Origin of the sequence: Streptomyces sp. NRRL S-1813 (assembly GCF_000719605.1) — a bacterium.
In the GTDB taxonomy this organism is placed as follows: domain Bacteria; phylum Actinomycetota; class Actinomycetes; order Streptomycetales; family Streptomycetaceae; genus Streptomyces; species Streptomyces decoyicus.
Genome location: NZ_JOHB01000020.1, coordinates 1 through 15,832 on the forward strand (window position 1 = coordinate 1; position 15,832 = coordinate 15,832).

A 15,832-nucleotide genomic window follows, 5' to 3' on the forward strand; every position below is an offset into this window, starting at 1 on the left:
ACCGGTGGCGGCGAGGGCGCCGAGCGCCTCCGTACGCACCTTGGAGGGGCCCGCGCCGAAGCGTCCGTCGGCGGGCTTGATGTCAGCGGGAATCTGGATCTCGACCATGATGGAAACCTAGGTGCTGCGCTGGGTCGACTGAGCCCACAGACGCCGGAAGAGGTACCGGCGGTATCGAAGGAAGCATGCCACCCACACCCACCGAGCCCTTGGATGTAAGGCGAGGTGTCGTTTGGGTCCCAGTCTTCCACGCTCCCCACTCGCTTCCTAAGCTCGAACCGGACGTCGCCCCTGTCGGCGGCGTATCGCTACGAAAAGGGGGACTGTGGTGAGTTGGACCGACGTGGGGATCCGCCACCTGCGAGCTTTTCTCGCGGTATCGGAAACACTCAGTTTCACCAGAGCGGCAATCACGCTGCAAACCAATCAGCCCAGTCTCACCCGCAGCATTCATCGTCTTGAAGAAGCCATGAAAGTCCAGCTGTTCGAGCGTACGACGCGATCCGTGCATCTCAGTCCAGCAGGTTGGGGGCTCCGTGACGATCTGCGCGTGCTGCTCCCCCGCCTCGAAGAAGCTCTGTCTTCCCACACAGGCAATTCCGTACTGCGCCTGGGGTTCACCTGGCTCCTTCCGGACGGCTGGATACAAGACGCCGTTTCCCGCTTCGAAGCGAAGACGGGAGTCGGCGTCTCGCTCGTACGACGCGACGAAACGCTGGCCGGGGTCGACCAAGGGGCCGTGGACGTCGCGCTGTTACGTATCGATCCCGCGGCCAGGGGTATGCGGGTGACACGGCTGGGCCAGGAGCGCCGGGCGGCCGCGGTGCCATGCAGTTTGCCGTTATCCAGGCGAAATCAGCTGTACTGGAACGAACTCGCCCACCATTCCCTCGTCATGAACACCGTGAGCGGCATCACTCGCGTCGAGGACTGGCCGGAAGAGAACCGCCCGTCGTCGATCATCGACTGTGGAAACTTCGATGAATGGCTCGAACTGATTGCTGCCGGAAAGGGTGTTGGCGTCGTCCCGGAACTGGTGCTCCGCCGCCGCCTCCACCCGGACGTCCGGTTCATTCCGATTGCCGACGCGCCGGCCATTCCGCTGACCATGCTGCACCCGATTCAGGGTGCCCACCCACTTGCTCGACAGTTCACCGAGCTGGCCCAGGACGCCTTCGCCGAGCACCACACCCGGACGGCCTTCCAGGGGCCGGCCCGGACCGCCGCAGCCGCCTGAACACTGTTACCGGGTGGCGGCGCCCGGACATCGGTTCCCCGGATACCGGATATCCGGGGAACTCTTCCCTCACAGCTGAAAGGACCGCGGACCATGCCGGGCTGCGCCGCACGTACTTCCACCATGCTCGTCAGTGTTTTTGGCAGGGACCAGCCCGAGATCACCGGGAGTCTGTTCAGACAGCTGGCCGCATTCGACGCAACGGTCGTCGACGTAGAAAAGATGCGCACCCGGGACTACATCACGCTGTGTGCCCACATCACCACCCCGAAGGCCGACGGATATGCGGAGGGACGGCTGCGCGCCGCCGTCCATGACTGGGCGGTTTCCCGCGAATTACATGCGGAGGTAACTCCCAGTCACGGCATGGATGATGAGCCCTCGTACGAGCGGCAGCGCTCGCATGTAGCCGTTGTCGGCCATCCGCTCAGTGCGCGCACCACCGCGATGATATCCGCGAAGATAACCGGCCTGGGTGGCACCATTGAGCGCATCTCACCGCTGGCCCGACGCCCGGTGACCGCGGTCGACTTCCTGGTGTCCGGAGTGGATACGAAGCTGCTGCGCGCGGGCCTTTCCGCCATGGCCGGGGAGGTGGGAGCGGACCTTGCGATATCGGAGGCCGGGCTGTCCCGCAGGGCTCGTCGGCTGGTGATGATGGACGTCGATTCCACGCTCATCCAGGACGAGGTCATCGATCTTTTCGCCCAGCACATCGGATGCGGCCAACAGGTAGCGGCGATTACCGATGCGGCGATGCGCGGGGAGTTGGATTTCCAGGAGTCGCTGCGCGCACGGGTGGCACTCCTGGCGGGGCTGGACGCCTCCGTGGTGGACAAGGTGCGCGCACAGGTGCGGCTGACGCCCGGCGCTCTCACCCTGGTCCGCACGCTGCAGCGGCTCGGCTACCGGGTCGGGGTGGTCTCCGGGGGCTTTATGCAGGTGACCAGCTATCTCGCCCAGCACCTCAACCTCGATTACAACGCGGCCAACACGCTGGAAATACAGGGTGGCAGGATCACCGGACGGCTGGTCGGCGACATCGTGGACCGCGCGGCCAAGGCCCGGCTGCTGACGCAGTATGCGCGGGAGTCCGGCGTGCCGCTGGCGCAGACCGTGGCGATCGGCGACGGCGCCAATGACCTCGACATGTTGAACACGGCCGGCCTGGGCGTGGCCTTCAACGCCAAGCCGATCGTGCGCGCGGCGGCGCCCGCGACGCTGAGCGTGCCCTTCCTGGATTCTCTCCTCTATCTGCTCGGGATTCCTCGTGCAGAGGCGGAAGTTGCACAGAGCCACGAAGTCCTTGTGGCTCACTGACGCCAATTGCTCCAAGGCTTCCCGCCATTTTTCATCAACCGCATAGACGGCACTGCGAGAACAGCCTTCGAAGGAGCTATTGCGGGGTCTGCCCATCCCCGCATCGACCGAGGTTCACCGCTTCGAAGGGCACGGATGGGGCATGGGCGGGGTTGGTTTATGGGTCGGGGTACACCGCGGAGCAGGTAGCTCCCGGCGTCGTTCACTGGCGCTGAGACGGGCGATTGACGTGCCGGGGGTTCCCTGCCAGGAGCCTGTGGCCGGGGTTCCTGCAAGGAGCTTGCGGTTTGCAGCCGCCACGCCTGTGCGGGTGTTCCTGCTTGCGCGGCCGTACCTGAGTCTTCCCAGCCGCGAGCCCTACGCGTCGACCACGCCGTCGGCCTCGGCCGGGTCGCGGGAGTCGACGTCCTCCATGAAGCTCAGCATCCGGGCGTTGACCACGTCGGGGTGGTCGATCTGCGGGCCGTGGCCCGTCGCGGCGATGATCTCGGCGCGGGCTCCGGGGATCAGTCGCGGCACCCGTTCCAGCTGCCGCTGCGGATGTACCAGCAGGCTGCGCTTGCCCATGATGAGGTGGAGCGGGGTCCGGATGGAGCGCAGCGCGTCCTCGGTCAGCGGCAGCGGCGCGGGGCGGCGGATCCGGAAGGCGCGGGCGCCCGCCTGGATCCACGTCCGCAACTCGGGAACGGCGATGACCGGTTGCTCCAGCCAGGAGGCGAGGCGTGGGCGCAGGGCTTTGGGGGCGAAGCTGGCGAAGAGACTGACGAAGACCCAGGCGAAGAAGCGCAGGCCCACCTTCTCCAGGCCGCCGGGGTCGAGGGCGGTGACCGACGCGAGCCGTCCGGGCCGGCGGTGGGCCATGTTGAGCACCAGCCAGCCGCCATACGAGGAGCCGACCAGGTGGACCCGGTCGAGGCCGAGTGCGTCGAGCGCCTCGTCGAGCCACTGGGCGGCGCGCTCCGGCTGCCACATGGGCTCGCGGTGGATGCTGCGTCCGGCGTCGCCAGGGGTGTCGAGCGCGTAGACGGGCCGTTCGGCGCTGAGCGCGGGGGTGTTGGGGTACCACATCGCCGAGCAGTAGCCCGCGCCGTGGATCAGGACCACCGGCGTACGGGAGTCGGCTGCCGGGTCCGTGGGGCCGTACCGGTAGACGTGCGTGGTGCCGAAGCTGGTCTCGACGTCCGTCTCGGAGCGGGCGGGCGCACCCATCGCGTAGACGGCGTCGCAGGTGGCGAAGTAGCGCTCGCGCAGCTCGTCGTTCACGTAGCGGCCGACATCGCGGCGCACACGGGTCGTGTTCTCGGGCACGGGGCACCTCCGGGAAGATCCGTTCTTCGTGATACGACGGTACCATGATGATGGTACAGCGGTACCATCAAGGAGTCCGGGTTGATCCGGACCGCGAACCCAACACCGACGGGCGGAGACACCGGCACATGCCAAAGCGCGTGGACCACGAGGAACGGCGCGCCCAGATCGCCGAGGCGCTCATCCAGGTCGCGGGGCGTCGAGGACTGCACGCCGTCGGCATGCGCGACGTGGCCGCGGAGGCCGGCGTATCCCTCCGACTCGTGCAGTACTACTTCGAGACCAAGGAGAAGCTGCTCTTCCACGGGCTCCAGCACCTGACCGACCGCTTCACCGCACGGGTGGGCGCTCGCCTGGCCGCCGCCGGTCCGGACCCGGGTCCCCGCGCGACCGTTGAGACGCTGCTGCTGGCCTCCCTCCCGACCGATGAGGAGAGCCGCACCTTCCACCTCCTCTACAGCTCCTACTCGGTCCTGTCCGTGACCGACGACGCGCTGGCCGCCCAGCCCTTCATCGACAAACCCGACGCCGCCGAGAACGTCCTGACCGGCCTGCTCGAACAGGCCCGGGCGTCAGGTCCGGCCGATCCCGGCATCGACGCGCGCACGGAGGCGATCAGCCTGCTCGCGATGACGGCGACCATGGGCACCAGCATCCTCGTGGGCCAGCGGAGTCCGGAGTCGGCCATCGCGGTGCTCCGGCACCATCTCGACCGGATTTTCGCGACCGTCGAGACGCCGGCGGCCGGGTAGGACCCAATCTGGCGCACTGCTACGGCACTTGTGACACCCGCATGGCACACGGCTCCGAGATCTTCAGCAAAGAAGAAGTCCCGGGTCATCGACCTGGGCCTCAACTGTCGAGCGGGTGACGGGAATCGAACCGGCGCTCCGGGTCAGGAGGCCGCCGATGCGATGCCGTGCCCGCCCCTCGCCTGTAACTGAGTGGTGTGGTAGGCCAGTTGAGCGCATGGGTGGACAGGGTGGCGCGAGCGGGGGGCAACGGGCGGTTTCCGGTGATCTCACCGAGTTGCCGAGTCGCCGAGTCGCTGGTCGCCGGGAAGCCTTGCGAGTTGCCGGCCGTAGACCTGCTGGAAGGCGGTGAAGCGTCACTGTCCGACGGGCCGTCAGAAGTCGTACGGCTTCTTGGTGTTCCAGTTCAGCACATCGGCCTCGTTCCAGCTGAACTGGGTCTTCTCGCCCTGGAGGTCGACCGAGTAGGAGGGGCCGTCGTGGCCGTCCGCGCCGCGCAGTGCGAGGGCGAACGACTGCGCCGTGTGGTTCTTCGAGCCGTAGTCGAAGAGGTTCACCGCGGTGTATGCCTTGCCGCCGGGCTGGAGCGTGAGGTGCTTGTTGCCGCCGGGGTTGTCCTTCTTCGAGTGCGGCAGTGCGGCGCTGTCGACGTCGCCGAGCTTCACGGTCGGGTACGAGGTGACCCTGCCCTCCGGAATGTCTCCGTCTCATGGCTCGGCGACCAAGGCCGGGCACACCCACCTCGTCGGTCTCCTCAGTAGCCACTTGCCGTCGACCAAGGCGAGTTCACCACCGCCCCGGTCTTCGGCCGGCGGCGTCCGGCAGCGGAAGCGGAGCGGCTGGGAGGCGGCCCTGGGCAGGGGCTGGACGGCGAATACAGGCATAGCGGGGCCCACTGATAAAGCCGCTTCGGCCCCGCCCGAAACACCTTCTGCCGTGCGCTGAGCCTCTCTAGCGTCTTGCTTGCGCCGCCATACAAAGCGGCGCCGGGATCGCGCCCACCGCCCACCGGGCGTACTACGGGGACAACTCACGATGAACAACCGCACACGCCTGTCCATCGGCGTTACCGCCCTCGCCCTGGCAGGGGGAACTCTGGGCACCGGCGCCGCCATGGCTGGAAGCAACACACCCGCCCACACCACCGGCAGTCAGATCGCCGCGCAGAGCGCTCAGGACGGCCGGTCCGCCGCAGCCGCCAAGCCCCGTCTCTTCCTGCCGTTCCCCTGCGGGACGAAGTGGCGGGTGTCTTCCGGCGCCGCTTCCCACTCCCCCGCCCTCGACATCGACAAGGGGAACGCGAAGGCGGAAGGGAAGACGGTACAGGCCGCAGCCGCCGGCGAGGTCGTCTTCTCCACCCGCTTCGCCCAGGGCTCGGGCAACACCATCCAGATCAAGCACAAGGGCGGCTACTACACGACCTATCTCCACCTGAAGTCGCGCAGCGTCAGCAAGGGCGACAAGGTCAAGCGCACCACGAAGATCGGCACCGTCGGCAAGGACGGCCCCACCGCCAACGGCCACCCCCACCTGCACTTCGAGGTCGCCAAGGGCAAGAAGAACGCGGACCATTGGGGAGGGACAGACGGCGGGGCGCACCGGAGCACCGCCAGCCTCTACCCGATGACGTACAACGGCGCCGGCCACACCTGGAAGAACGAGGTCTCCCACTCCTGCTCGGCCCCCAAGCCGACCAAGTGGGCACCGTTCAAGGTGGTCAAGTCCGTCAACAAGCGTGCCTGGGCCGGCACCAAGTACAAGTCCTACGGCAAGTTGAAGAAGGGCAAGACGGTCATGCTGGGCTGCAACCACACCCGTAAGCCCGACGGAAAGCTCTACCGCCGTCTGGACGGCGGTGGCGGTGCGGACGGCAAGGGCGCGTGGGTGCGGTCGTCGACCACGTACGTCAAGCAGCTCAAGGGCTGTACGAAGTGAGGTTGAGCCTCTCTCGACTGCGCTGAGGCGCGGTCGGCCCCTTCCATCGGGGTCCCCGTGCACAGGGGCCCCGATGGGAGTTCCGTATGTTCCGGGCAGGCGTTGCATGTCCACCCGCGCGGTCGGGGCCCGCGTGCACTACTGACGGAATGTGACCCCTGGGTTCTCATCCCGCGCGGGATTCGATCAGCACCGGCTCCTCGCCAAAGCTGATCCGGTCACCAGCCTGGAGGCGTACCGTCCTGCCGTCCATGTGACGCAGGCGGTACGTGCCCTCGTTCGCGGACACGTCCGCGCGCCCCTTCGTGGTCCAGCGCACGAAGAACGGCTTGCCGTCCCGCTCGAAGCGGCAGGTGTACGCGCCTTCCGGCAGGCCCATCTGCGCGCCCTGTCCGCAGGCGGCGATCCGGGCGCCGTCCAGCCACTGCCGCAGCCGGCCCATGCGCAGCCCGGCCTCCGTGGGGCGCCCGCCGACAGGCTGCACCACGAGTGGCACGCCAGTGCTCCCCCAGCTGTAGAAGTACATCCGCCGCATTCCGTAATGCCAGCTGTAGAGCCCCGCCAGGTAGAAGCGCACCGCGTAGTCGCGGGCGTGGCGGGCGTCCAGCGGCAGAGTGACGGCGACGCTCCTGTCCGGTCCGGTGTTCCACAGCTGGATTTCCCTCAGGCCCTCCTTGAACAAGAGGTCATGCACATTCCGTGCGAGATCGATGATCTCCTCCGGCGGCGAGTCAGCCCTGTGCGGCGGCATCTTCAGCGCCGCGACGTCGCAGCTCTCGTACGCGCCGGTGCGCGCGAACTGCCGTAACAGCTCCCGGCCGCGTTCCTCCCACAGTTCGCCGAAGGACGGGCAGGCCACCAGCGCCCCGGGGTCCGCGCGATGGATGATCGCGGCCGCCCGCTCGACCATCTTCGCCAGGACGGCGATGCTCCCGGCGTAGTGCAGCGGGTGGCTGGGATAGTCCCAGAGCTCGTACGACCCGATGCGGCCGCGGTAGCGCGTGGCGACCTTCTTCACGAAGTGGTCCCAGTCCGTGAGGTCGGCCGGGGGCGAGGCCAGCGAATCGCCGTAGGCGGACTTACGGCCGCCCGTGGCCGCCCACAGCGGCGTGCCGGAGAGGGTGAAAAGGACCGGCAGTCTGTGCCGTTCGGCAGACTTGACCGTCCGCTCCAGGACTGACCAGTCGTAGTGGTGGCGCCGGGGTTCGATGGTGCCCCAGCGGGTCCCGCTTTCCCACAGGCGTACGGCACCCGTGCGAAAAGCAGGCATCTCTCCCGTATCGGTGTTCATCGTCAGCCCGAAGAATTCCGGCGGCACCCGGCGCGGCGTGACGGACCAGAGCGGCCCCTTGAGCTGCTGACCGGCGGGGGCCCGGCTCCCGCGCCCGGTGCCCGTACCTGAGCTCCTCCCGCCGCCGCTGTCCTCACTGCCGATGATCAGGGCCCCGCTCGCGACGGAGGCGACAACAAGGACGAGCAGCAGTGCCGCTGCGCGCAGCAAGGAGGGTGCGCGAGGCAGCGGCAGCCGGGCCCTGCGCGCGCCCTGGCTCGCATCGGTCTCACTCGCGCCGGCCGCGCGCAGATCCGCTCCCGCGGCCGTCCCGTACTCCTCGTCCGCTTCGTGGTCCGGGAGCTCCTTGTCGCCGTCCGGGGCCTCCTGGGCGGTCGTCCGCGACCACACCCGGTACAGCCGGTCCAGCTCAGCCGGACTCGCCCCGCAGACGCGCGCCACCCGCTCGACCGCGCCGAAGCTGCCCGGGACGGTCATGCCTTGGCAGTAGCGGTGGAGAGTGGACCGGCTCAGGCCGGTGCGGTGGGCCAGCGCGGTATAGCTGCGTCCGCTGCGCTGCTTCAGTTCCTCCAGCAGCTCGGCCAGTTCCGACGGTTCCTGCGTTCCCGTATCGGACGACACCGCACCCCCATTGTCCCGATTCCCCATTGGGCGTGGGACGCGCGCCCTCGTCCCGTCCCACTGGGCCAAAACCTGGCAGCTGAGGCCCGTTCCGGCGTCCCGTTGTCCCATCTCCCCGATTCTTCTTGCCTTGGAACCCGCCGTCGCCGCAAGGTCACAGCACGAACGTCGACAGTCGCTGCTTCCATGACGGTGTCGACGGCGCCGCTCAGGGGGAGCGGTGAACGCGTTCCGCACAGGGGGACACATGCTGCGCATCCACTTCTCGGCCGGAGACCTGGCCCGTACACGTGTTGCTGACGGCCCTGATCCGCTCTGGGAATCCGTACTGAGCCTGCACCAACTACGGGAACGCCAGTCGGACCCCGCCATGGCCCGCTGGCAGAGACATGTCGTCAGGAACTGCCGGGCCGCGCTGCGCCTGCTCGTGCCTCTGGTTCCCGTCCGTGGCTATTTCCCGGACTTCCTCACCCCCGCTGAGAGCGCGGAAGGGTTCGAGGTGGGACTCGACGCGTTGCTGTCGACACCGCGTGCCCAATTATGCGGCCAGATCTCGCAGTTGTCGGTGGAACGGCCGATCGATCCCTGGGTCCGGTCGGTCGCGGAGGGTACGTCGCCCGTGCTCCACCGCCTCGGGGAAGCCCTGCGCGACTACCGGCACCACGCCCTCGGTACGTCGTGGCAGCGTATCCGCGCGCGGATCGAGGCCGACCGCACCTGGCGGGCGCGAACCCAGTGGTACGGCGGCACCGACGCGATGCTGCGCACCTTCGGGCCCGCTCTGTGCTGGCGGCCGCCCGTCCTGGAATCCGACTATCCGGTCGACACTGACCTACACCTGGAGGGCAGGGGGCTGCTCCTGATTCCGTCGTACTTCTGCCACCGGACGCCGGTCGCACTGGCCGACCCGTCCCTGCCGCCGACCCTCGTCTATCCGGCACGCCCCGCAGGGTCCGGCCTGACACCGCCGTCCGCCGCGGAGGGCCCGCACCTCGCGCGGCTCCTGGGACATACCAGGGCCGCTGTCCTGGAGTCCCTCGGTGGCGAATGCACCACAAGCGAACTGGCCCGGCGCGCCGGAGTCTCGCTCTCCTCCGCCAGTGAGCATGCGGCCGTCCTGCGGAGCGCCGGCCTGATCTCCAGCAATCGCCTGCGCAACTGCGTGCATCACAGCCTCACTCCGGTGGGCCTGGCACTGCTCGACGGCCGGCGCACCGCCCGGCCGCCCGGGGCGATCGGCCGGAGCGTCCGGGGCCGGAGCCGATGATGATGATCTCGCGCACGTCCGTGTCCGTCACGGTGCTCACGCCTCCGGCTTCGCGTCGATCTCGGCGATGAGCGCCTCGATGCGGGTCTTGATCTCGTCGCGGATCGGGCGGACGGCCTCGATGCCCTGGCCGGCCGGGTCCTCCAGGGCCCAGTCGAGGTACTTCTTGCCGGGGAAGACCGGGCAGGCGTCGCCGCAGCCCATGGTGATGACGTAGTCGGACGCCTGGACGGCCTCGGTGGTGAGGATCTTCGGCTTCTGGTCGGCGATGTCGATGCCGACCTCGTTCATCGCCTCGACGGCGGCGGGGTTGACCTGGTCAGCGGGGAGGGATCCGGCGGAGCGGATCTCGACGCGGTCTCCGGCGAGGTGGGAGAGGAATCCGGCGGCCATCTGCGAGCGCCCGGCGTTGTGGACGCAGACGAACAGGACGGACGCGGCGGGGTTTGAGGGCATGTGGATCTTCCTTTGCGATCAGCAGGTCCCGCGGAGGGCGGACGACTCAGGCGTCGGAGAGGGTGCTGAGGAGGTCGGTGACGTGGCCGTCGAGCTCGTCACGGATTCTTCGGAGAACGGCGATCGGGGCGCCGTCGGGGTCCGCTACGGGCCGAGACGGGCGGCGCCGGCGGCCGGCCTCTCGTCCGGCAGGAGGGGAGGCGGTGACGGAGATGCGGTCATGAGAACCCCTTCGACGGGCTCCAAGGGTCAGCCTGGACTGGTGTCAGCCTCAAGTGATGTGACAGTATCAGTCCATGATGACGTCAGTCGACACTGACCTGATGCGGGTGCTGGCCGACCCGCTCAGGCTCCAGATCGTGACCCTGCTCGCCCACGAGACCCTGTGCACCACGCACCTGGTCGAGGAGACCGGCGCCAAGCAGACCAACCTCTCCAACCACCTGCGCGTGCTGCGTGAGGCCGGGGTGGTGGAGACGGAGCCGTGCGGGCGCTTCACGTACTACAAGCTCCGGCCGGAGGTCATCGAAGCCGTGGCGGGCTCCTTCACCGCCCTCGCCGCTGCCGCCCGAGAGACCCAAGCCGCCGAGAAGAAGAGGGTCTGCCCGTGACCAGCACCGAACCGACCGCCACCCCATGTGTGGAGCCTGACGGAGACTCGGTCGTCGCCAAGCTCTCCACGTTGGACCGCTTCCTGGCGGTGTGGATCCTCGCCGCGATGGCGCTGGGCCTCGGGCTGGGGCGGCTGATCCCCGGCCTGAACGATGCCCTGGCCAAGGTGGAGATCGGAGGGATCTCCCTGCCGATCGCCGTCGGTCTGCTGATCATGATGTACCCGGTGCTGGCCAAGGTCCGCTACGACAAGCTCGACGCGGTCACCGGTGACCGCAGGCTGATGGTGTCGTCGCTGGTCATCAACTGGATCCTCGGCCCGGCGGTCATGTTCGCGCTGGCCTGGATCTTCCTGCCGGACCTGCCCGAATACCGCACCGGCCTGATCATCGTCGGCCTGGCCCGCTGCATCGCCATGGTCATCATCTGGAACGACCTGGCCTGCGGCGACCGCGAAGCCGCCGCCGTGCTGGTGGCGCTGAACTCGGTCTTCCAGGTCATCGCGTTCGGTCTGCTCGGCTGGCTCTACCTCGACCTGCTGCCCGGCTGGCTCGGCCTCGGTGACGGACAGCACCTCGACATCTCGATGTGGAAGATCGCCCTCAACGTCGTCATTTTCCTGGGCGTGCCGCTGCTGGCCGGCTTCCTGACCCGCCGCATCGGCGAGAAGAAGCTGGGGCGCGAGGGCTACGAGTCCAACTTCCTGCCCAAGATCGGCCCTTGGGCGCTGTACGGGCTGCTGTTCACGATCGTCATCCTCTTCGCGCTGCAGGGGAAGACCATCACGTCGCAGCCGCTGGACGTCGCACGGATCGCGCTGCCGCTGCTCGTCTACTTCGGCCTGATGTGGTTCGGCCCGTTCCTGCTCGGCAAGGCCATCGGTCTCACCTACGACCGCACCGCCACGCTTGCCTTCACCGCCGCCGGCAACAACTTCGAGCTGGCCATCGCGGTGGCCATCGCCACCTTCGGCGTCACCAGCGGGCAGGCCCTCTCGGGCGTCGTCGGCCCGCTGATCGAGGTTCCGGTGCTGGTGGCGCTGGTGTACGTCTCGCTGGCCTGGCGCCGGAAGTTCGCCGCCCGCGCCGAGGCACCGCAGTTGTGACCTGAGTGGCCGGTCCGTGCCAGAGGGGGCGGACCGGCCGACCGGGCGGCCGCATGGGCGGGTCCGGGGAGAAGAGGGGTCTGTACGCGAGCGTGGCCGACCTCAAGGAGGTCGCTGTGGGATACCCGGGCCTCGCGCTTCGGGATGGACGTACGCGGAGTGCTCAACCACCCCGGCGTTTGCACAGCGGTCGGAGACCTGAGTGGCAGAGACCCGGCCCAGCACGGCCCCGTCCGTGCCGAGAGCGGTGAACCGGTGCTCGGGCAGCTTCGCGGCGTCGAAGGCGTCCCAGGTCGGCCCGGTCGTCTCGAAGGTGGCGCTGCCTTCGTCGATGCCTGCCTGGAGATCGCCAGGACGCCGTCGGCGTGCTCGGCGGTCAGCGGAACGATGACCGCGCTCAACGGGTCGGTGTGGCTGGACTCCCTGCTGGCCCCCTCTGTGCTGAAGATGGTCAGGGCGCCGCGGACGTGTTCGTGAGGAGCTGGCCCATCGCGGTAAGTACCGATGGTTCCACGCGGTAATACACCCACGTCCCGCGCCGCTCCGAGGTCAGCAGCCTGGCTTCCTTGAGCTTCTTCAGGTGGTGGGAGACGGTCGGTTGCGAGACGCCGACATCGGAGATGTCGCACACGCATGCCTCGCCCCCTTCGTGCGAGGCGACCGCCGAGAACAGGCGCAGGCGCACCGGGTCACCGAGCGCCTTGAACATCTTCGCGGCCCGCTCGGACTCCTCTGCGCTCATCGGCCGTTCGGTCAGCGGCGGGCAGCACGGCATCACGCCCTCCGGCTCCAGCACCGGCAACGCCTTCGTAGTGGACATGCCCTCCATTCTCCACAGGGATTCGACGACTGTCTATGTTGACGAACGTCGATTCAAGGCCCATGCTGGACCGTGTCAGATATCGACAAATGTCGAAGCAGGGGAAGGGGGTGGCCGTGGACGCACCCACCGCCGAGCTTCCCGTCGTCGTGATCGGAGACGGTCCCGTCGGCCTGGCGGCCGCCGAGTGGGTCGAGCCGGCTGTCCCGGAGACCGGATTCTCCGGCGGCGCCGGCCTCTTCGACGAGCCCGACACCACCACGCCCCAGGAGGGCGCCGGCTGCTGCGCGGTCCCGAGCACCCTCCAGATTGGCACCGGAACACCCGCCGCACGCGGCGGCTGCTAAGACCTCACCTCACCCATCAGGAGATACGCCATGTCCCGCGTACAGCTCGCCCTTCGCGTCCCTGACCTGGCCGCGTCCGTCGCTTTCTACAGCAAGCTCTTCAACACCGAGCCCGCCAAGCGCCGTGACGGCTATGCCAACTTCGCCATCACCGAGCCCCCGCTGAAGCTGGTTCTCCTCGAAGGCGACGCGGACGAGGACACCCGCATGGACCACCTCGGTGTCGAGGTCGAAAACACCGACGACGTGCACGCCGCCACCGCACGGCTGGCCGCCGCAGGTCTGACTACGGACGAGGAGAACGACACCACCTGTTGCTACGCCCTCCAGGACAAGGTCTGGGTTCACGGTCCGGGAAAGGAGCCCTGGGAGGTGTACGTCGTCAAGGCCGATGCCAACTCCCTTGCCAGGCAGGAGAGCAGTACCTGCTGCGCCACCCCGGCCACCGACGACGTCAGCGCCGACGAACCCGCCACCGCCGCCTGCTGCTGACATCACGCCAGCGGGTCGGAGACAGGCCGTGGGCCTTGAGGCATCACCGTCCGTCTGGTCAACTCCGTGCTCTCCGCCATGCAGGTCAGAGCCAGTTACCGCGACTGAATGATCACGACGCCATCGGCAGCGCCGCGCCTTCGCGCCACTTGGGGATCAATTGGCGTGGGGGCCCGGCCTGACCTGCGGCTGCACAGCGAAACGACTGCGGACCGGAGGAGACTACGCTCGGTAGTGCTGGTCACCGGTTGTCATCCTCTGTCGCGCTCGGATGGACAGCCGCCACAGCGTGCAGGAGGTCCCGACCAGGCGTGCTGGTCCGGGTCGCCGGGGACGCGGCCGACGATGGTGGACTGGTCAACCATGGGAATCCGGGTCGTCAGGACCTCCCGCATCGCGGCCTCGGGCACCTCGAACTTCGTGCCGGCCATGATCTCGCGGTAGTGCCGGCCGAGGTGATCCTTCGCGGGTATGCCGTGGATACGTTCCAGGGCAGCGTTGACCGCCACGTACCGCAGACCAGTGTCGAGGATCGCCAGCCCAATCGGCCGGCTTCGTCGGCGGGATGGGTGGCTGCGCGTGATGGGCCAGACGGTGATCAACGTCAAAAACGGGGCCAGGACGCGGCTGTCCGCCTTTCTCGCCGCTTCTTCCTCCGCTGATCTTCTGCATCGCCCCCGGCCGGATCCTCTCCAAGATCCCCATGGCCGTACCGGTCGCCGCGATGGTCCTCGGCTCGGTCGGCACCATCGACTGGCTTGCTGATCAGTCGCCGAGGGAGGCCGGCCGTGCAGCTCGGCTCGATACCGGCTGTCGTTCAGAGGGGCGCGTCAGTGTGGGAAGGCGTCGCTCCTGGCCTTCCGTAGTCCGTAGACGGCAGCGCCGGCCATCAGGACCGCCACCCCGGAGATGACCGAGGCCAGGGGCAGGGCGAAGGCGAGGGCCGCGCAGCCGGCCAGGCCGATCAGGGGAACTGGGCGGGGCGGACGCCCCTCGTTGGGGCTCAGCGTCCAGGCGGCGGCGTTGGCGATGGCGTAGTAGGCCAGCACGCCGAAGGAGGAGAAGCCGATCGCGCCACGCACATCGACGGTAGCGGCGAGCAGTGCGACTGCCGTCCCGACGGCGAGTTCGGCGCGGTGCGGGACGCCGAAGCGGGGATGGACGGCGGCCAGGGCGTGAGGCAGGTGGTGGTCGCGGGCCATGGCCAGCGTGGTGCGGGAGACGCCGAGGATCAGGGCCAGCAGGGAACCCAGTGCGGCGACGGCCGCGCCGACGCGCACGACCGGGGCCAGGCCCGGGGCGTCGGCCGCGTGCACGGCTTCGGTCAGTGGTGCCGCGGCTTGGGCGAGCCGGCCGGCGCCGAGCACGGCCAGGACCGCAACGGTGACGGCCGCGTACACCACGAGGGTGATGCCCAGCGCGATGGGAATGGCGCGGGGGATGGTGCGCTGCGGGTCGCGGACCTCCTCGCCGAGTGTGGCGATGCGGGCATATCCGGCGAAGGCGAAGAACAGTAGTCCGGCCGCCTGCAGGACGCCGCCCGCGGTGGCGTCGGCACCGATGTCCAGCCGCGCGGCTTCGGCGGACCCGCCGGTCAGACAGGCGGTGACCACGGCTGCCAGTACCGCCAGAACGACGGCGACGATGAGGCGGGTCAGCCACGCGGCCTTCTGGACACCGGTGTAGTTGAGCCCGGTCAGTAGCACCACGGCGGCTACGGCGATCGCGTGGGCCTGGCCGGGCCATGCGTAGGACCCGACGGTGAGGGCCATCGCCGCGCAGGAGGCGGTCTTGCCGACCACGAAGCCCCAGCCCGCCAGGTAGCCCCAGAAGTTGCCGAGGCGTTCGCGGCCGTAGACGTAGGTGCCGCCGGATTCCGGGTATCGGGCGGCCAGTTGCGCTGATGATGTGGCGTTGCAGTAGGCCACGATCGCGGCGAGTGCCAGGCCGACCAGCAGCCCGGAGCCGGCGGCACCGGTCGCGGGGCCGAGGGCGGCGAAGATTCCTGCCCCGATCATCGACCCCAGGCCGATCACCACGGCGTCGGACACAGTCAGGCGCCGCTTCAACTCGGTTGTCCCGGTTGGGGTTCGCGCCGCACTCATCGTTCACTCCTTAGTCGAGCCCTACGGACCGCACCCCGAACAGGGACCTCGGCGCACGGTAGCGGAGCAAGGTGTCCGGCCGGGGAGCAGCTCATGAGCGCGGGTGGGCGCCGGTGCGGAAGTCTTCCGTAGACGCTCGCCGCCGATGCAGGCACGGCTGACCG

General features: G+C 68.6%; 16 protein-coding genes and 1 pseudogene. 9 read left to right on the top strand and 8 right to left on the bottom strand.

Going from position 1 to position 15,832, the window contains the following annotated elements; all coding sequences use genetic code 11:
• The first annotated feature begins 328 nt into the window (after window positions 1-328).
• Window positions 329-1,237, top strand: a complete 909-nt coding sequence (locus IF67_RS0124645; protein WP_199812775.1) for a LysR family transcriptional regulator — start codon at window positions 329-331, stop codon at window positions 1,235-1,237.
• A 93-nt stretch (window positions 1,238-1,330) separates the two neighbouring features.
• Window positions 1,331-2,557, top strand: coding sequence for a phosphoserine phosphatase SerB (serB, locus tag IF67_RS0124650; protein ID WP_030989140.1), 1,227 nt, complete (start codon window positions 1,331-1,333; stop codon window positions 2,555-2,557).
• 357 nt (window positions 2,558-2,914) lie between these two features.
• On the opposite strand, the gene IF67_RS0124655 is transcribed toward serB, so the two are convergent.
• A complete protein-coding gene (locus tag IF67_RS0124655; protein WP_030989141.1) occupies window positions 2,915-3,865 on the bottom strand; it encodes an alpha/beta fold hydrolase in 951 nt (316 codons plus the stop codon).
• 128 nt (window positions 3,866-3,993) lie between these two features.
• On the opposite strand from IF67_RS0124655, the gene IF67_RS0124660 reads away from it, so the two are divergent.
• On the top strand, window positions 3,994-4,617 hold the full coding sequence (locus tag IF67_RS0124660) for a TetR/AcrR family transcriptional regulator (protein WP_030989142.1): 624 nt from the start codon (window positions 3,994-3,996) through the stop codon (window positions 4,615-4,617).
• 374 nt (window positions 4,618-4,991) lie between these two features.
• Here the strand turns inward: IF67_RS0124660 and IF67_RS0124665 are convergent, their stop codons facing one another.
• On the bottom strand, window positions 4,992-5,282 hold the full coding sequence (locus IF67_RS0124665; RefSeq protein WP_234341308.1) for a hypothetical protein: 291 nt from the start codon (window positions 5,280-5,282) through the stop codon (window positions 4,992-4,994).
• 370 nt (window positions 5,283-5,652) lie between these two features.
• Between IF67_RS0124665 and IF67_RS40440 the strand changes: the two genes are divergently transcribed.
• A complete protein-coding gene (locus tag IF67_RS40440; RefSeq protein WP_051818553.1) occupies window positions 5,653-6,552 on the top strand; it encodes a murein hydrolase activator EnvC family protein in 900 nt (299 codons plus the stop codon).
• A gap of 166 nt (window positions 6,553-6,718) precedes the next feature.
• Here IF67_RS40440 and IF67_RS0124675 read toward each other — a convergent pair whose 3' ends face one another.
• Complete coding sequence (locus tag IF67_RS0124675) at window positions 6,719-8,464, bottom strand: helix-turn-helix domain-containing protein (RefSeq protein WP_030989147.1); 1,746 nt, start codon at window positions 8,462-8,464, stop codon at window positions 6,719-6,721.
• A gap of 247 nt (window positions 8,465-8,711) precedes the next feature.
• Between IF67_RS0124675 and IF67_RS0124680 the strand changes: the two genes are divergently transcribed.
• Complete coding sequence (locus IF67_RS0124680) at window positions 8,712-9,731, top strand: ArsR/SmtB family transcription factor (protein ID WP_051818556.1); 1,020 nt, start codon at window positions 8,712-8,714, stop codon at window positions 9,729-9,731.
• A gap of 36 nt (window positions 9,732-9,767) precedes the next feature.
• Here IF67_RS0124680 and IF67_RS0124685 read toward each other — a convergent pair whose 3' ends face one another.
• The gene (locus IF67_RS0124685) at window positions 9,768-10,187 is read right to left on the bottom strand and encodes an arsenate reductase ArsC (protein ID WP_030989150.1); all 420 of its coding nucleotides are present in this window, start codon (window positions 10,185-10,187) and stop codon (window positions 9,768-9,770) included.
• 296 nt (window positions 10,188-10,483) lie between these two features.
• Here IF67_RS0124685 and IF67_RS0124690 point away from each other — a divergent pair, with 296 nt between their 5' ends.
• Both IF67_RS0124690 and arsB read left to right on the top strand, forming a co-directional pair.
• Window positions 10,484-10,798 carry an ArsR/SmtB family transcription factor gene (locus IF67_RS0124690; protein ID WP_030989152.1) on the top strand — a complete coding sequence of 105 codons (315 nt, stop codon included), beginning with the start codon at window positions 10,484-10,486 and terminating at the stop codon, window positions 10,796-10,798.
• A complete protein-coding gene (arsB, locus tag IF67_RS0124695) occupies window positions 10,795-11,904 on the top strand; it encodes an ACR3 family arsenite efflux transporter (protein ID WP_030989154.1) in 1,110 nt (369 codons plus the stop codon). Before IF67_RS0124690 ends, arsB begins: the two co-directional genes overlap by 4 nt.
• Window positions 11,905-12,024: 120 nt before the next feature.
• Here the strand turns inward: arsB and IF67_RS45185 are convergent.
• A pseudogene (locus IF67_RS45185) lies at window positions 12,025-12,305 on the bottom strand (GNAT family N-acetyltransferase); the annotation flags it as partial.
• A gap of 50 nt (window positions 12,306-12,355) precedes the next feature.
• Window positions 12,356-12,724: an ArsR/SmtB family transcription factor gene (locus tag IF67_RS0124705; RefSeq protein WP_030989157.1), complete on the bottom strand. Its 369-nt coding sequence runs from the start codon at window positions 12,722-12,724 to the stop codon at window positions 12,356-12,358.
• 89 nt (window positions 12,725-12,813) lie between these two features.
• Between IF67_RS0124705 and IF67_RS0124710 the strand changes: the two genes are divergently transcribed.
• A complete protein-coding gene (locus IF67_RS0124710; RefSeq protein ID WP_158713160.1) occupies window positions 12,814-13,071 on the top strand; it encodes a hypothetical protein in 258 nt (85 codons plus the stop codon).
• A gap of 30 nt (window positions 13,072-13,101) precedes the next feature.
• Window positions 13,102-13,563 carry an ArsI/CadI family heavy metal resistance metalloenzyme gene (locus IF67_RS0124715; RefSeq protein ID WP_030989160.1) on the top strand — a complete coding sequence of 154 codons (462 nt, stop codon included), beginning with the start codon at window positions 13,102-13,104 and terminating at the stop codon, window positions 13,561-13,563.
• A 251-nt stretch (window positions 13,564-13,814) separates the two neighbouring features.
• Here IF67_RS0124715 and IF67_RS45190 read toward each other — a convergent pair whose 3' ends face one another.
• A complete protein-coding gene (locus IF67_RS45190) occupies window positions 13,815-14,072 on the bottom strand; it encodes a PAS domain-containing protein (protein WP_030989162.1) in 258 nt (85 codons plus the stop codon).
• A 321-nt stretch (window positions 14,073-14,393) separates the two neighbouring features.
• Entirely contained in the window at window positions 14,394-15,668 is a 1,275-nt protein-coding gene (locus tag IF67_RS0124725; RefSeq protein ID WP_030989164.1) for an APC family permease, read from the bottom strand.
• Window positions 15,669-15,832: the final 164 nt, after the last annotated feature.

Coding starts and splice junctions, on each gene's coding strand:
- serB (WP_030989140.1), top strand. CDS start 1,331: ATGCCGGGCTGCGCCGCACGTACTTCCACCATGCTCGTCAGTGTTTTT.
- IF67_RS0124660 (WP_030989142.1), top strand. CDS start 3,994: ATGCCAAAGCGCGTGGACCACGAGGAACGGCGCGCCCAGATCGCCGAG.
- IF67_RS40440 (WP_051818553.1), top strand. CDS start 5,653: ATGAACAACCGCACACGCCTGTCCATCGGCGTTACCGCCCTCGCCCTG.
- IF67_RS0124680 (WP_051818556.1), top strand. CDS start 8,712: ATGCTGCGCATCCACTTCTCGGCCGGAGACCTGGCCCGTACACGTGTT.
- IF67_RS0124685 (WP_030989150.1), bottom strand. CDS start 10,187: ATGCCCTCAAACCCCGCCGCGTCCGTCCTGTTCGTCTGCGTCCACAAC.
- IF67_RS0124690 (WP_030989152.1), top strand. CDS start 10,484: ATGATGACGTCAGTCGACACTGACCTGATGCGGGTGCTGGCCGACCCG.
- IF67_RS0124705 (WP_030989157.1), bottom strand. CDS start 12,724: ATGTCCACTACGAAGGCGTTGCCGGTGCTGGAGCCGGAGGGCGTGATG.
- IF67_RS0124710 (WP_158713160.1), top strand. CDS start 12,814: ATGTCGAAGCAGGGGAAGGGGGTGGCCGTGGACGCACCCACCGCCGAG.
- IF67_RS0124715 (WP_030989160.1), top strand. CDS start 13,102: ATGTCCCGCGTACAGCTCGCCCTTCGCGTCCCTGACCTGGCCGCGTCC.
- IF67_RS0124725 (WP_030989164.1), bottom strand. CDS start 15,668: ATGAGTGCGGCGCGAACCCCAACCGGGACAACCGAGTTGAAGCGGCGC.